This window comes from Chryseobacterium cheonjiense (assembly GCF_012927265.1).
Lineage (GTDB): Bacteria > Bacteroidota > Bacteroidia > Flavobacteriales > Weeksellaceae > Chryseobacterium > Chryseobacterium cheonjiense.
Genome location: NZ_JABBGF010000003.1, coordinates 540,893 through 556,086, shown reverse-complemented (window position 1 = coordinate 556,086; position 15,194 = coordinate 540,893). Strand labels below are relative to the sequence as shown.

The 15,194-nt window shown below is 36.0% G+C and carries 14 protein-coding genes and 1 pseudogene; 4 read left to right on the top strand and 11 right to left on the bottom strand.

The annotated features are described in order from the left end of the window. The first annotated feature begins 1 nt into the window (after position 1). The 3 genes from tsaD to HHL20_RS17360 are packed head-to-tail and all read left to right on the top strand — an operon-like array spanning position 2 to position 2,111. A complete protein-coding gene (tsaD, locus tag HHL20_RS17370) occupies positions 2 to 1,018 on the top strand; it encodes a tRNA (adenosine(37)-N6)-threonylcarbamoyltransferase complex transferase subunit TsaD (protein WP_169232432.1) in 1,017 nt (338 codons plus the stop codon). After that, the gene (locus HHL20_RS17365) at positions 1,015 to 1,410 is read left to right on the top strand and encodes a hypothetical protein (protein WP_169232431.1); all 396 of its coding nucleotides are present in this window, start codon (positions 1,015 to 1,017) and stop codon (positions 1,408 to 1,410) included. Before tsaD ends, HHL20_RS17365 begins: the two co-directional genes overlap by 4 nt. Then, positions 1,407 to 2,111: an RsmE family RNA methyltransferase gene (locus HHL20_RS17360; protein WP_169232430.1), complete on the top strand. Its 705-nt coding sequence runs from the start codon at positions 1,407 to 1,409 to the stop codon at positions 2,109 to 2,111. Before HHL20_RS17365 ends, HHL20_RS17360 begins: the two co-directional genes overlap by 4 nt. 94 nt (positions 2,112 to 2,205) lie before the next feature. Here the strand turns inward: HHL20_RS17360 and HHL20_RS17355 are convergent, their stop codons facing one another. The 8 genes and pseudogenes from HHL20_RS17355 to HHL20_RS17320 all read right to left on the bottom strand — a co-directional run bounded on the left by HHL20_RS17355 (position 2,206) and on the right by HHL20_RS17320 (position 7,766). Continuing rightward, positions 2,206 to 2,466, bottom strand: a complete 261-nt coding sequence (locus HHL20_RS17355; protein WP_169232429.1) for a hypothetical protein — start codon at positions 2,464 to 2,466, stop codon at positions 2,206 to 2,208. 422 nt (positions 2,467 to 2,888) lie between these two features. Further along, positions 2,889 to 3,521, bottom strand: a complete 633-nt coding sequence (locus tag HHL20_RS17350; RefSeq protein WP_169232428.1) for a hypothetical protein — start codon at positions 3,519 to 3,521, stop codon at positions 2,889 to 2,891. 16 nt (positions 3,522 to 3,537) lie between these two features. Then, positions 3,538 to 4,500 (bottom strand): annotated as a pseudogene (locus tag HHL20_RS17345) (RHS repeat-associated core domain-containing protein); the annotation flags it as partial. Positions 4,501 to 4,627: 127 nt separating this feature from the next. Then, positions 4,628 to 5,113 carry a hypothetical protein gene (locus tag HHL20_RS17340; protein WP_169232426.1) on the bottom strand — a complete coding sequence of 162 codons (486 nt, stop codon included), beginning with the start codon at positions 5,111 to 5,113 and terminating at the stop codon, positions 4,628 to 4,630. A 217-nt stretch (positions 5,114 to 5,330) separates the two neighbouring features. Further along, complete coding sequence (locus HHL20_RS17335) at positions 5,331 to 5,858, bottom strand: hypothetical protein (RefSeq protein ID WP_169232425.1); 528 nt, start codon at positions 5,856 to 5,858, stop codon at positions 5,331 to 5,333. 581 nt (positions 5,859 to 6,439) lie between these two features. Beyond that, on the bottom strand, positions 6,440 to 6,766 hold the full coding sequence (locus HHL20_RS17330) for a hypothetical protein (protein WP_169232424.1): 327 nt from the start codon (positions 6,764 to 6,766) through the stop codon (positions 6,440 to 6,442). A gap of 98 nt (positions 6,767 to 6,864) precedes the next feature. Beyond that, positions 6,865 to 7,464, bottom strand: coding sequence for a hypothetical protein (locus HHL20_RS17325; RefSeq protein WP_228463217.1), 600 nt, complete (start codon positions 7,462 to 7,464; stop codon positions 6,865 to 6,867). A 23-nt stretch (positions 7,465 to 7,487) separates the two neighbouring features. After that, a complete protein-coding gene (locus HHL20_RS17320; RefSeq protein ID WP_169232422.1) occupies positions 7,488 to 7,766 on the bottom strand; it encodes a hypothetical protein in 279 nt (92 codons plus the stop codon). 70 nt (positions 7,767 to 7,836) lie between these two features. On the opposite strand from HHL20_RS17320, the gene HHL20_RS17315 reads away from it, so the two are divergent. Continuing rightward, positions 7,837 to 8,289, top strand: coding sequence for a macro domain-containing protein (locus tag HHL20_RS17315; protein WP_169232421.1), 453 nt, complete (start codon positions 7,837 to 7,839; stop codon positions 8,287 to 8,289). Between the two features lie 28 nt (positions 8,290 to 8,317). Here the strand turns inward: HHL20_RS17315 and HHL20_RS17310 are convergent, their stop codons facing one another. From HHL20_RS17310 to HHL20_RS17300, 3 genes are read right to left on the bottom strand one after another with little or no spacing between them, the layout of a single operon-like run. Next, positions 8,318 to 8,557 carry a hypothetical protein gene (locus tag HHL20_RS17310; protein ID WP_169232420.1) on the bottom strand — a complete coding sequence of 80 codons (240 nt, stop codon included), beginning with the start codon at positions 8,555 to 8,557 and terminating at the stop codon, positions 8,318 to 8,320. A gap of 19 nt (positions 8,558 to 8,576) precedes the next feature. After that, positions 8,577 to 12,389, bottom strand: a complete 3,813-nt coding sequence (locus HHL20_RS17305; RefSeq protein WP_169232419.1) for a DUF6443 domain-containing protein — start codon at positions 12,387 to 12,389, stop codon at positions 8,577 to 8,579. A 3-nt stretch (positions 12,390 to 12,392) separates the two neighbouring features. Continuing rightward, complete coding sequence (locus HHL20_RS17300; RefSeq protein ID WP_169232418.1) at positions 12,393 to 15,194, bottom strand: hypothetical protein; 2,802 nt, start codon at positions 15,192 to 15,194, stop codon at positions 12,393 to 12,395.

Sequence of the window (15,194 nt, the reverse complement as noted above, 5' to 3'; positions counted from 1 at the left end):
TATGAGCGACTCTATAATTTTAGGTATTGAATCGTCTTGCGACGACACATCAGCAGCTATCATCAAGGGAAATTCTATTCTGTCGAACATTGCTGCAAATCAGGCGGTCCATAAAGAATATGGCGGCGTTGTTCCTGAGCTTGCCTCGCGTGCTCACCAGCAAAATATAATCCCGGTTGTTGAAAAATCTCTAACTAAAGCAAATATACAACAAAATGCAATTTCCGCGATAGGATTTACCCGAGGTCCCGGCCTTTTGGGATCTCTTCTGGTGGGAACTTCCTTCGCTAAGTCTTTGGCAATGAGCTTAGACGTTCCGCTGATCGAAGTAAACCACCTTCAGGCACATATTTTAGCGCATTTCATTGAGGATGCAAATCCTATGCCGCCCAAATTCCCGTTTTTATGCCTTACCGTAAGCGGTGGACATACAATGATCGTACTGGTAAAAGATTATTTTGATATGGAAATTATAGGGAAAACAACGGATGATGCCGCCGGTGAAGCTTTCGATAAAATCGGAAAAATTTTTGACCTCGATTATCCTGCAGGACCCATCATCGATAAGCTTGCCAAAGAGGGTAATCCTGATGCATTTACATTTAATAAACCTAAACTCGAAAATTACGATTATTCTTTCAGCGGGATAAAAACTTCGGTATTGTATTTTATTCAGAAAGAAGTAAAAAAAGATCCTGATTTTATTAAAAACAACATTAATGATCTTTGTGCTTCTGTGCAGAAAAGCATCATTGAAATCCTGATGAATAAGCTTGAGAAGGCTGCGAAAGATTTAAATATTAATGAAGTGGCTATTGCAGGCGGTGTTTCTGCCAATTCGGCATTGAGAAAAGCAATGCAGGACAATCATGAGAAATTGGGCTGGAATATTTATATCCCGAAATTTGAATATACTACCGACAACGCAGCCATGATTGCGATGGTGGCCAAGCTGAAATTTGAAAGAGGAGAATTTACGGATTTAAGAACCAGTGCAACCGCGAAATACGATTTATGAAAATTCTTTTAGAAGAAAAAATATTGGGGACCCAGTCTAAGAAAAATTCAAAATATTACTGGATCTTAGAAACTGTCACCGGAAAAAATGAAGCATCTGAGCTTAATACTGATTATTTTCCATCCAGCTCCGAAAAGGGGTATATTCAGGATATAAAAGATGAAATTATAGAAAAACTCAATGCTGAAAATATTTTCAGTTTTCCCTACGAACCTAAAGAAGGAGATTATTTGTCTATTAAAAATAACTTAAGAAAACAGGAATATTTAAATCTGATTTTCCTTAATAACAAGTGGATAGAAGAAATATTCATCTGTTCTTACCGCGACTGTGATACGGATATTTACACGACTATAAAAACAGGAGTTGCCTTTTTAACGCAAGATCTATGAAACTATTCTACGGAGAAATTGAAGGAAATAACGTAACGATCAACGATGAAGAACAGCAGCACATTGTAAAGGTGTTGCGGATGAAGGAAGGTGAAGAGATCCATATAACCGACGGAAAAGGAAATCTGGCCTCCGGAAAGTTAATGGTTGAAGGTAAAAAAGCAATGATTTCGGTTGATGAAATTAAAACCGGCCTGCCTGATTTTCATCCGAAATTACATATTGCGATTGCTCCCACGAAAAATATTGACCGTATCGAGTTTTTCGTAGAGAAGGCTGTAGAAATGGGAATTTCTGAAATTACTCTTCTGCAAACTGAAAAAACGGAACGCAAAAACCTGAATATCGACAAACTGAGAAAACAGGCGATCGCTGCATCCAAGCAAAGCCTGAGATTTCATTTTCCTGTTATTCATGACAGCATTAAACTTCAGGATTTTTTAAAAACGATTCATCCCGAACATACCTTTGTGGCTCATTGTCACGAAAACCTTCACCGTATTGCCTTAAACGAGATTCCGAAACTTGACCAGCTGACTTTTCTCATCGGTCCGGAAGGTGACTTTTCTGAGAGGGAGATCAAACTGTTGGCAGAACATCAGGTAAAGGCTGTTTCCTTGGGCAATCAGAGATTAAGAACGGAAACGGCTGGAATTTTTGTTGCGGCGTGGAATTATAATGGTTTGCAGGATTTTGAGTGAGTTTTTAACAAAAATGTTCCATACTATAAATAAAACAACCCACCGCTTTGCGGTGGGTTGTTTGTTACCAGGACACGAGCGAGGGAGATCTAATCTATAGTTTTGTTGTTACTGTATTCCAGTCATGATAGATTATGGTATCTTTTTTATGAATAGCAAAAATTAACTCACCTCTTTTTTTCACGATTGTATCACCATAATCCATCTCATCGGCAAATAAATTCCACCATCTATTATGAGTTTTACAAACTTTTTTCTCATGTGATATCGGATCATAGCCCTTAACTTCAAACCATACCGAATTATTTTTTGGCGGGGACTCGATCACTAAGTTACATTCTTCCTGTGATAACATATAATCATATTTCTTCTTCTCTGCTTTAGGATCAAAACATGAATAAAAAACAAAAAAAAGCAAATATTAAATTTCATGGTATATTAATTAAATTGGATTATCATAGACATTGTTACTTTCCATTTAACATAGTAAATATATCCATTTTAAAAATTAATACCGCTTAAAATTGATAAATAATATACAAGAAATTGTCTTTCAAACGCCCTGTTCTTTTATCTACGGAGTACAATCTGCGACATCGATGTGAGCTATAATACTGTTTTGATAACAGGATTTTTAATAAAATGAGAGGCACTATAAAGCAAAAACCCACCGCAATGCGATGGGTTTATTTGTAACAGGACACGAGCGAGACGCTCGCGCCAGCATGGGAGAGTTCACTGGTAGTTCTTTCTTTTATTTGAACTTAGTGTAAAAATCTATCTATGTGCCTTATGTTTACTTTTAATCTGTTTTCTATATAAAATTATTTGCGGTATCCATAACAAAAAAAGAGATAATAACGTAGGATTAAAACCTTTTAAGATGGTAAAGGTAATAAATAGAATTATTGATAAAATTAAAACTACTGAATTAATAAAATAAGCTGTTTTAGCATATCCTTTTTCTTTAAATTCATCCCAGCTATCTATAACTTTTATATTGTGTCCTTTAATTATTTCTATTAGTTTAACCACATCTTTTGAATTTATATTAGAATTATTAATATAAATTGTGTCTCGATCTGTTTTAATTTTTTTCAAAGATTGACCATTATCTACAATAATAGTTTTTATGTCACTTATTTTTAAAGGGCTAATGGGTTTATAATTAAAAATAAGCTTCTTCTCCCACTTAAAAGATAACTCATTATTGTTTTTAACAATTACTTTAAGATTTCCCATACAAAAATAATAGCATACGAAAATCAAGATCAATAGAGATAAGATTGGAATAAGTAATGAATGTATTTCAGCACCTAAAAAAATTGATAACAAAAAAAATATTGGCAATAAAAAAAGACTTATTAAAACTCTTGATTGATTAAAAATTTTTATATTATATTCATGCATATTTTAATAATTAAGGTTATTGTGTCATATCGTAAATCATAGTTCCTGTACCATAGACTAAAACACCAATACCAATAGCCCATCCAACAGGATTTGACACCAGGGCAACAGCAACTAAAGCAGTGGTTCCTAATCCAACTAAACCAACAGTAGTATCAACAACATCTCTATGGCTAAAAACTTCACTAGTTCCACCTTGTTCGTATTGATTATAGACTTTACTTGCAGAATATGCTGTAGTAACAATTGAAGCGGCTACACCTAGATTCTTAAAGGCACTAAGGTATTTAGTTCCAGTATAACCTAATGCACCTAGAGTTCTTAATTCTTGTGCGGTTTTATTTAAACCATTGAATTCGTTAATTGTTAATCCTGCATTTCTTCTGATGCCAGCTTCAAATAATTGTATTTTCACGTCATTGGCAAAACCTAAAGGACCAAGCTTTTTAGTCACACCATCCCAAAACTGATCTCTTTGATATAATTTCATCTTATGAAGTATCATTCCTTGAGCAGTTATATCCATTTCACCATTTATAATAGCACCATAAGTTGGTATATTGCCATCTGTCCACCATTGCGCATATCCTTTATGAAATGTAATACCGTCCATTTTCCCTCCGTTGGCAAAATATTCGAACATTGTCGCGGCACCATTTCCAGTAAAAGTATAACCACTTCCGCCACCTTTGCCATTATTCCCAAGTGCATTACTTCTAATCATTATCCCGGAATCATCAGTATAGAAAAAAGGCATATTTTTTTCCACCCAACCCATTTCTGGTAATAAAATCTGCAACTCACTTCCAGGATTGTAAGTCGTAAGATTATCCATTGAATGCCTTCCATCCGGATCGGTAAATCTTATAGGATTATCATTTCCGTAATGGTAGGGTGTAAATCTTCTTGAAGCTTCTGCCAAAGGATCCACAACGCCCCATCTTCCCAAATCCGGCATATAGAATCTTGTGTCATAGTCGTTCCATCCGTTGTCTAAAAACGGATAGCCATGAGATTATCCGTTTTTTAAATTAAATTATTGAGATTATTACTCGTTAGTTCCCCTTAATAAGAGAAACTAATATATTGAAATCTACCATTGATATTTATTCATAATTAAGAGTTATACTTTGACCATACTTTTCTAATTCTTCAAAACTATTAAAAGTAATCTTCTTCTTTTCAAAAACTATTGAAAATATAGTTGGGGCATTATCAAAAAAAGTTGAGTTTGTTAGGAGATTAAACTTATTAGAAGTTCTTGACTTTTGTAAAACTTTATTACCAAAAAAGATAAACTCATCCTTTCCTCCTTCAACTATACCTATCATCTTGTACTTTGGAATGAATAAAATGGGATTAAATTTGTTATTTTCTTTTTCATCAAAAAATATAAGTATTTGATAAACACTTTCTTTTTTATTGTCAATCTTTGACTCTACAATTCTTGAGTATATCTTAGCCGGGATACTCTTTCCATTACTATCAGTTAATGAAAATGTATCCTCCGGTTTAAGAATTGTAAAATATTGAACACAATAGAGAATTACTAATAGAAAAATAAATGAAATTATTAAAATAGTTCTTTTCATAATATTATTGACCAAAAAGTTTTAAGTTACTATGCTTTATTGTACTGTTAATGTTGGGAGTTCCAACATATCTTCGGTAGACATATCCATTAGTGCCTGGCATATTTTCTAAGTGTTTATTACTGTAACCATAATTTGACATTTTTACTCTATAATGAGAAGCATAAATAGATTCTGTACTAGAGACAATAATCCCAACATGGCCACTGGCATCATCCTAATTAGCCGAAGCAGCTACAATATCTCCTGGTTGAGGTGAATTTACAACTTGCCAGCCAGAGATGATATAATTAGGATCTGCCCATTGACCAGCGGTTATAGGGGTCCCAAAATTTATGATTGAAAGTAATTCATTAGGACCAGGCATATTGATACCAGTTTCTTTTAATACATCATCAACAAATAAATTACATTTATTTGGATTTGCTGCAAATCTACCTTTTTTCATTTCGTATGCCCACTCTTTACTGTCAAAATGTTTCACCGCATTCTTAACAATATTCTGACGAATTTTTATTATATCATCGTCTCCAAACTGCGAAAAATCAATCCCCTGAAAATATTCTGATTGCGGCTCAAGCATTGCTAATAATTCTTCTATGCTTGGCATTCCACCACCACCTTCTCCATCATCTCCAAGAGCTTCATTTACAATCATTATCCCAGAATCATCTTTGTACAAAAGAGGTAAATTACTATCATCAAATCCATTCTTTTTGATAAAATCTGCGACAACACTTCCCATGGTGTACTGCCCGCTGAGGTTATCTACCGTAATTCTTCCGTCCGGATCAATAAACCTTACCGGATTATTATTCCCGTAATGATAAGGGGTAAATCTTCGGTATGTTTCCGCCAGCGGATCTACAACACCCCATCTTCCTAAATGTAGTATAAATTTTACGTTTCTGTAATGATATGAATATTACATTACCTATGTAATTAATTGTCTTATAAGATGACTACTTTAGTAATAAAAGAGACTGTCTTTTCAACAGTCCCTTTTTATTGGCTAATGATTATCAATGCTCGAAATCAGTGATATATTTATGAAGTACATTTAACAATAAAAACAATAAATATTAAAATCATTAAAACTCCCGTAAAATATCTAAATCCACTTTCTTTTTCATTACTAACAATTTCCCTATAACTACGTTTATCCCCAAATATTTTTTTTATAAGATAATAAATATTATTTCCTATAAGATGGGTAAAAATGAGTTGAAAAATAAAACCAAAAATTTCCATTACCAGTTGTTATGACCGTTATATGGCAAAATTGCCTTTACTGTAGCAGTTATAAACTTTTTGTCGTAAAATCCATCAATTACTTTGAAATAATATTACATCATGTTTAAGATTGGAGCTATAACTGAAGATTCGATCCTGATTAATCCATTTATTTTTACCTATTAATATTCCTCCTGCAATAATATAATAATTGGATTCTTCGGATTTCAGTTCAAATATCTTCATATCAAATCTTAAAAGTTCTCTACTGATTTCTTTAGGCAACATTTCTTCGTTAACCTCTCTAATATTTATTCCTAAAAGATCAGATGGGATATTTATGTAACTCACTGCCCAAAATTCAATGTCTATATTAGAAGAAATATTTTCAGAATAATTATCTTGGTCAGGATACTTCATTTCACTACGCAAAATTAGAGAAGAATGACTTACTGTATAAGCCCATATTCTAAATTTTCTATTCGAATTATAAATTATTATCATAATAAAAAATGTAATTAATAACCATAGGGGGAAAAATTAGATAATATTTCATAACTATTTCCAACTTTTCTATAAAATTGTGTTTTATTTAATAGTGCAGGATTACTAAATATTTCATGCATTTCCCAATTCGTTACATTTCTATTTCCTATAAAATCACCAGGTTTAAATTTTGAGAATTGATATTTACTAAATCCGGTCACATTAAAATGAAGCTTATCATAAGAATTCATAGCTTCCAATATCTTATCTGTTTGCAAACCGTTTGAAAATGTTTTATAAGTATCGAAATTTTTATTTTCTGCAAAAATAAATAAATCTTCTTTTAATCCTAATGCAAGATTTTTTTCAACAGCTAATTCCATTTTGAGAACATCATCATCAGCTCTTCCTTTTGTAGCTACAATAGACACCACCCCTAAAGCCATTGCTACATATGGATGCTCTTCTGAAACTCTGTTTAGGCCAATTCCAACAAGATCAGAAATTCCTATTAGATCACCACTCATCATATAAGCAGACACGAGCGTGACGCACGCACCAGCGAGGGGTAAACCTGCTATTTCTGACTTATCGGTAAAAGAAAGAATTGAAATGCAAAATAACAAAGCCACCAAATAGGTGGCTTTGAGGTTTATTATGCGTCATTTATACCATATTCGTAAAGCCTTTTAGCAATATCTTCATATGATGGTGCACTCTCTAAACTAGCAACCCAATCTTCAATAAACTCTTTTGCTAAAAAAACTTCTAAAAGATAATGATATTTATTTCCATTTTCTTCCTTGACTCCATTATCGTCATCTTCTGGATAAGATAAAATTATTTCTGATTTGTAATCATCCATATTCTTTAAAAAGATAATTAAATCCTCATCAACATCATTAATTTTACTAACTAAATCTATTAAATTCATATACTCAATATTAAATATTTTAGATAATTTTGATAAAAAATATATCTTTGATCTTAAATATAATTAAAAAATGATAACATACGTAAAGGAAGGAAATATTTTTGCTTTGAATGGTATATTTAATTTTGCTCATGGTTGTAATTGTGCCGGTGCTATGGGAAAAGGGATAGCATTACAATTTAAAATTAAGTTTCCTCAAATGTATATTGAATATAAAAAATTATGTAAAGAAAATTCATTTTCATTAGGAAATATTTTTATTTACAAATATGAAAATGGAGTTATTTTTAATTTAGCAACTCAAACTACGTGGAGAACCAAAGCTGACATTTCTGCTATTGAAATTGCCTTAGAAAAAATGCTCTCATATTCACATTTAAATAATATTAATAGAATATCATTACCAAAAATTGGAGCAGGTCTTGGGGGGTTAAATTGGAATGACGTAAAAAGAACAATTGAAAAGGTATCAAAAAATTATCCACAAATACATTTATTTATAGTAGAAAATTATAAAAGTTAATAAAAAGCCCCCATTGGGGGCTTTTTAATTATCCTTGCCATTCTTTTTCAAATTCTTCTTTTGAGATATAATCAGAATCGTTTAGATCAAGATCTTCTATAGATTGATCATATAACATTGACTCTCCCTTTTTGGGCAAATCTAATGTTAAAAAGATTCTTTTTCCATTACTTAGTTCAATCTGTCGAATAGCTCTTTGATTTAGAAAATGAATATAAAACCATATATCCTCTTCTTCCCAATACTTTTTAATAAATACTTCTTGCATATTTCTATATTAAATATATTTACGGTTTAAAGATTGACTGACCATGGTTCAAAATAATCCCTTCCAAAGATAAATTTCCTGTCCCCGGAATTAAAAAATTATGTGGTCCATTCTTTGTTACGTTTAAGCCACTAACATCTAATTCAATAAAATGGCTCATTTTTTTGCCATTCCAAGGTACACCAAATAATCTTCTAGATGCTTGTCCTTTTGTGAATTCATGTGACATTAAATCAGTTAAATATTGCCCAGATCCATATCTTGCATTCTTTATCCCTATAGATGGGAATAATTCACCAGACTCCATTATAGCTTTATAGCCAGCCTCTGTTGTGTAGTGTCTTAATATATTAACTTCTACCTTTGTTTCAGTAATAGCCAACCCCGGTTTCTTTAACGCAACAATTCCAATCACCCCCAAAGCCATTCCAACATATGGGTGATCCTCAGAAATTCTTTCAATTCCAATACCTGCAAGATCCGAAAAACCAAACATATCTCCACCCATCATTCGTACACCTCCTCTGTCAATTTCAGCTATTCCAAGCTGTCTATCGGAATCAAACATTGCTCGATTCCAAGCAGACTGCATTCCTGCAATTCCGTTTAAAAGAATACCATGGTTAATATTATAAGTGCTTATAGCACCACCCCAATAATTGGCTCTTCCATATCCATTAAGAACAAGCTCTGGCAATGTAATTGTTCCGGCAATTCCGCCTCCTTCTCCCGATGGTCCTAATCCAACTCTTTGCATAAGCATATCGGTATACTCTGTACCCCAGTCTATACTATTACCATCATAATCAATAGCATTTCTGCCCTCACTTATAAAGCCTTCTCCGGTATTGTACCAGGTAGTTCCTGATGGTGCTGCCAGCATTGAGTTCAGAAAAGATTGCGATAGTCTTCCGTCCGGATCAGTAAACACAATCGGATTATTATAACCGTAGTTATATGGATTCCAACTTCTGGATACTTCCGCCAAAGGATCTACAACACCCCATCTTCCAATTTCAGGCATATAAAATCTTGCGCCGTAATCATACATTCCTGTTTCCTGCAATTCTTTTCCGTTATACTTATACTGGTACACATTCTGTGTGGTCCCCGTATAATTATGCAATAACCCGAAAGGATAGTAATTATTAACCTCTACAATTTCACCCGGCTTATAGGAATCGATACAGATCGGCGGATTAAAAGGATCCCAGGGCCCGCTGCACTGCTGGTAAAAATACCTCCTTGGCTGGATCGACCCGTCCTTGTTTGAATCCGAGTAGCTTAATCTTACGTTGCCTAAATGATCCGTATAGTTGTAAATATACTCGTTCGAAAGGAAATCATAATATCCTTCGGAAGTGGGCATCATCCTTAACTTTATCTCAGCAATCTCATCAGGGTCTTCAACAACAAGCCCTCCTCCCGCTGATGTTTCCGAAGGCTTGGTGCTTTTATACTGGAACCCGTCCAGGTAATTGGTTTCTATATCTCCAAAGAGCTTCCTTAGCTTTACCCCGTCCGCTCTGTACAGATAATCCGTTACTTTGGCATTCTGGGTAATTTTCTGAGGTAAATTTAAATAATTATATTGAATGGAAGAAATTCCTTTATCCAAATGGGAGGTCATATTCCCGCTGCCCGCAGCAAGACCATTATCATATTGGATGGTATTAGGGGTTGCCACATAAGGATATCCGTTATTGTTTCCGATCTGTTCTTCGGTTACTTTTGTAAGCCTGTTTCCGGTATAATCGTATTTCAGGTTATCGATCATCATGGCGGTAGTACTGCCCGCAGCAAGCCCTTCGGATCTTTTCAGCCTTGTGATATTTCCGTTGATATCATACTCCAGTTTTTCAAAATATTCTTTAGCCGCTTCATTTCCTGCTTTCTGGTAGAATCCGGCTGTAAGCCTGTTAAGGGGGTCGTAAGAATAGCCGTATCTTTTCAGCGGCTCATTTTCTTCCGTTAAGGTCTTCCAGGATACTTCGGCAATATTCCCGTTGTACCTCGGCTTTACTTTAAGGGATGAATCCAGCGCATCAGGGGTTTCCAATCCTTCCACCTGGTTATAATTGATCTTATACCCGAAAAGATCAGTCCCTAAATTAGCAGGATTATTCATAGAGGTTACCCATCCGCGGATGTTATAGGTGTAATCGACAGTCTGAAGACCGCCTCCTAAAACGGTACCGCCCACTTTCTTGGTGGTGAGCTGCGAAAGTTCGTTATAGGTGTTCCGTGACAGATATTCTACCGGATTATTGTCTACCTGGTGGGTATGGGTCAAAAGCCTGTTCTGGGAATCATAGGTGAAGTTTTCGGTAATGACCTTATCCGTATCCGTGTTCAGCCTTCTGTGGCGGGTAATATTCTGCTGGACGACGCCCGCAAAGTCCAGCTTAGATTCTGTCTGGGTACGGCCGCCTAAATGATTGATGGAATAGCTTCCGATCGCTCTTCTTTTTTTATCGTAGTAGATATAGCTCTTCGTCCAGTTATCGTCTTCAATATTTTTCACCAGGCTCACTAACGGAAGGTTTTTAGTGCTTAAACCTTCTGCAGTAAGAGTTTCGGTAAGGGTAGGCTCTCCTAAAATGCTTGATGGAAAAGAAGGGTTGAAACTGTATGAAGGAGTGGTATCGTAATAATTAACGGATAAAATCTTTCCCACATTTACAGGAGCTGCTACATTAGAATAGTATACCGGCATTCCACTTACCGTAAATGTTGTTGCCTTTCTTATTTCGTAAAGATTGGCGTTGGCATTAACATTGGCTTGTAAGGACTGCCTGCTCTGTGACGTTACTGAAATACCGGTATATGCCACCCGTCCAAATTTGTCATATTTGGTAAATGCCCAGCTCGAAGAAGTCCTCATATTGGCATCCTGGCTCATAATGAGTTTATCGGCAGTATTATATACCATATAATCTTTGCCCTTGCCCGGAAGTTTCTTTTCCACCATGCGGTGTCTGTTATCATAAACATACTGGTAGCAGAGATCATCCAGGATTTTCTGGGTGACGGTGTTGTTATTTAATGAAATCTGCTCATCAGCTTTTGGTGAAATGACATAGATGAGATGCCCGTAATCATTATAAATATAATAAGCGTCTGCATTAGTCTGTGAATTCAGCACTTTCCGCACAAGCACCGTCTGTCCCCGCTCATTTTTAAATTCAATGGTGGTCTGCCCGTCTTCATCGGTTCCCGAGGTTTTGGTGAGTACCTTCTCACTGTAAAAGGATACTGCAGGCAGGGAAGATACCGTTACGGTATTTTGCCAGGTGCTGGTAATCGTATATTTTTTTACTTTGTCCGTGGTTTTATTGACGCCGTACTGCATTTTCTGCGTGTGTCCCGTGCCCATGGCCCAGTCGGTTCCCGGAGCTGCTGCTTCAAGCACTCTTCCTATTGGCGAAGCTTCAAACTTCTGCTCGGCATAAGCATTGGCTACGCCGTAATAGCTGTTGGCAGAAGCAACGGATATATTCTGAATACCCAGGTTTGCCGTAGCCACAGGAACAGGAAGTACCGATTGGCTTTGTCTTCCGAAATTATCATAAACAATCGGAGTTACCAGGTCCTGGCCCTGTGGGGTAGCTTTCACCTGTATCATCTGTTTAGGTCTGCCCAATCCGTCAAAATACTGTACGGTCTCCGATTTTTTGCTTCCGTCTTCAGAAAGGTAAACTTTTGTGTAAATGTAGTTTTCTGTAGAAGTAGGAAGCGCCTGCGCATGATACACTGAAGCCAAAGCCAGCGCAAGAAGTGAAATATACTTTTTTATCGATTGCAAGTTATATATACTGATGTTCTTTTTCATCGTCTAGTTTTTATTGTTGTATTGGTATTCCTTCACCGTAATTCCGTTGGCATCTACCACTTTTTGCAGCCTTCCGAATGAATCGTATTTATAATTTTCCTTTATTCCGCCGGAGACTACTGTAGTGGTCATCCCTATTAGAGGATCATATGTATAGGCCGTCACGATGAAATTGGAAAGAGCGGGATCTTTGATAAAAGTATTGAACGCGTTCAGTAAAGCGGCCTCTTTGGCAGCTTCTGTAGCGGCTGTGGCATCTGCATCTTCATTGGATGCATTTACAATTGTGGTGATAAGCGATGCCGGAATATCCGAAAGCCGGGCTCCCTCTATCTTTGCAATGGGTACTGTTTTATTGTATCCCCAGATTATGGTTACAGGATATCCCTGCGATCCTGAGTCGGGAAAGGATCTGTATTGCACCAGATTGCCTTTGTCATCATAAATATCGTATACCGTGGTTGTTAAAAACTGGCTGAGATTATCCGGTAGATAAGTGATTTGTGAGGTCGGATAGAAATGAGTGGTGTCGTCATATTTAGTTTCTGTCTTAGCTAAAGTAGTTCCGTTCTTTTTAGATTCGGCCACAATCAGGCGGTCCTTGATTTTGGCTCCCCACAATCTGGTATTACCGGCTTTAGTATAGGTATAATTTTCTTCCAGCACCTCTCCCTCACGGGTTATCGTTTTTTTATTAGCCACATTCAGATCCTGTGCATCCCTTACCGATTCCGTTACCGTAGAAATGGCATCCTGGCCGAAAAAAGCAGTGGAGGTAGAGGTTTGTTTTTTGATTATGGAGTTTTTCACCTGGATACTTCCTACACTTTCACTCAATGGATAGAAAGTTCCTACAGGATACAATTCAAATGCATATTCTTCTTTAGCTACCGTATTTCCAGTTGCATCAAAAATTTCTTTTTTAGTCAGAAGACCATTTCTCAGAACATTGTAATGGGTATATGGCGAAGAAACATTGCCATCGGCATTTATATTCTCCGGAGTATCTTCTAGGGTTTTAAAATAATAACGGACGTATCCTTTATTTTCTCCTACTGTTTCTTTTACATTTTTATACACAACAGGTTCTGAGTCATTAGAATTAAGAAAAAAGCCGCTGGTTATGGAAGTATTGGCAAACTGCTGATAAGAATAATTGCGTGTTTCTGAACTTACAGGAACATTGTTTTCCATAAATTCAATTTTCTTTATCCGTATCCCTCTTCCGGTCGTATAGTTAGGAATTGGCAAAGATTTATATCGTATTCTTTTAATGGTAACCGTACCTGCTCCTCCGGTTCCTAGCACTTTGAATGTATTGGTTCCGGGCATATACTTGGTAATTCCATCGTTTCCTGCAACTCCCGAGGTCAGCTCTATATCGATAAAGGGAGTCAAACCGGGATCCCATGTCGGGCTGTCTGTATAGTAGACAGGATTATTCACACAATACATCAGATAGCTTGCTCCATCAGAATCATCAGGATTAGCCGTTAAGTTGAAATTAACCGTAGTTGCGTGATGAGTATCAAAATTATAAGTACCTACTTCTTCCAATACTTGCGCATCACGGTCTACAATATCGTACGGAAAAATATACTTAGGGGTAAAATCAAGAGTAAAGGGGTCAAAGGTATTGGTTTTCTTTTCAATATATTGATTGGGTTCAAATTCATACCGTACCTGTCCGCCGGTAGGGTATTTTATAGTTTTTAAAAGACCCAAAGCCAGATATTTCGGATTATCTGACTCCGAGGGCAGACAGTGGCAGCTTGAGCTGGTCCAGTAGTTCCCGGCGAGAAAATCATTATTATATTCAAATTCCGTTTTTTCAAATGCAGAAGAGGTTCCATATCTTTGAATGGAATTCAACACTCTTTTATCGTAATATCCCGATGGAACATCTTCAGGAGCGCAGGATGAAGTATTGGAATCGCTAAAAGTAAAGTTATTTTCACTGTATTGTAAACTATACTTCTGAATTGTTTTTCCAGCCTTATTTTTCAGTTCTGCCGTCTTCAGCTGAAAAGGGTCTGATAATTTCTGTCTCAGGCTGGTATTAAGGATGTATGTGAATTCCATGCTTCCGAAGTCGGGTGAAATCACTTTTTTTAATTTTAAGCTTTTAATCTGGGGCGACGGAAAATCGGGCGCATTATAAATATCTTCCAAATACTCAAACTGCATTAAGGTAACTTGGTTTACATCTTTTATTGAAGACAGATAGTATGTAGAAGTATACGGCGTTGTATTATTAAGATACTTAGAATATGCTATATCCTGCCTGTCAAATGAATAGGAGTTACCGGATTCATCTATAATCGTAAAGCTGTTGGCTGTTGGGTTATAGGTAATGGTGATTTGGGTTTCAGTGCGCATTACAATATATTTCTCCCCGGAAGAATCTGTTTTTAATAAAAATTTACCGTTATGTCCCATAAACGCGTAATAATATCCATCGGTAGGGATTCCGTTTGCAGCATTTACTTCCCTGTATATAAGACAGCTAACACCATATAGGGACCATCCCAAGCCTACATCTGAAGCCTTGCTGCTTTTCTGGGCATTATTGGGATGATAAGAAATACCGGTATTTATTCCCAATGACGAGTTGTGAGTGGACAAAGAAAAGAAAGGGATATTAATATCCGGTATTCCTGTAGATAATGATACTGGTGCATTGATGAAACTCGGTATAGATGCAGCAGAGGGTGCTGAAAAAAAACTTCCATCCGTTCCCTGGGAAAATAATAAACTTCCGCAGAAATTCATTGCGAATAGTATTATATATTTTAAATTTTTCAT

Excerpts from the sequence above, each read along its gene's own strand:
- HHL20_RS17365 (WP_169232431.1), top strand. The coding sequence starts at position 1,015 with ATGAAAATTCTTTTAGAAGAAAAAATATTGGGGACCCAGTCTAAGAAA.
- HHL20_RS17305 (WP_169232419.1), bottom strand. The coding sequence starts at position 12,389 with ATGAAAAAGAACATCAGTATATATAACTTGCAATCGATAAAAAAGTAT.
- HHL20_RS17340 (WP_169232426.1), bottom strand. The coding sequence starts at position 5,113 with ATGAAAAGAACTATTTTAATAATTTCATTTATTTTTCTATTAGTAATT.
- HHL20_RS17355 (WP_169232429.1), bottom strand. The coding sequence starts at position 2,466 with ATGTTATCACAGGAAGAATGTAACTTAGTGATCGAGTCCCCGCCAAAA.
- HHL20_RS17360 (WP_169232430.1), top strand. The coding sequence starts at position 1,407 with ATGAAACTATTCTACGGAGAAATTGAAGGAAATAACGTAACGATCAAC.
- HHL20_RS17335 (WP_169232425.1), bottom strand. The coding sequence starts at position 5,858 with ATGGGAAGTGTTGTCGCAGATTTTATCAAAAAGAATGGATTTGATGAT.
- HHL20_RS17315 (WP_169232421.1), top strand. The coding sequence starts at position 7,837 with ATGATAACATACGTAAAGGAAGGAAATATTTTTGCTTTGAATGGTATA.
- HHL20_RS17350 (WP_169232428.1), bottom strand. The coding sequence starts at position 3,521 with ATGCATGAATATAATATAAAAATTTTTAATCAATCAAGAGTTTTAATA.
- HHL20_RS17300 (WP_169232418.1), bottom strand. The coding sequence starts at position 15,194 with ATGAAAAATTTAAAATATATAATACTATTCGCAATGAATTTCTGCGGA.
- HHL20_RS17320 (WP_169232422.1), bottom strand. The coding sequence starts at position 7,766 with ATGAATTTAATAGATTTAGTTAGTAAAATTAATGATGTTGATGAGGAT.
- HHL20_RS17330 (WP_169232424.1), bottom strand. The coding sequence starts at position 6,766 with ATGAAGTATCCTGACCAAGATAATTATTCTGAAAATATTTCTTCTAAT.
- tsaD (WP_169232432.1), top strand. The coding sequence starts at position 2 with ATGAGCGACTCTATAATTTTAGGTATTGAATCGTCTTGCGACGACACA.
- HHL20_RS17310 (WP_169232420.1), bottom strand. The coding sequence starts at position 8,557 with ATGCAAGAAGTATTTATTAAAAAGTATTGGGAAGAAGAGGATATATGG.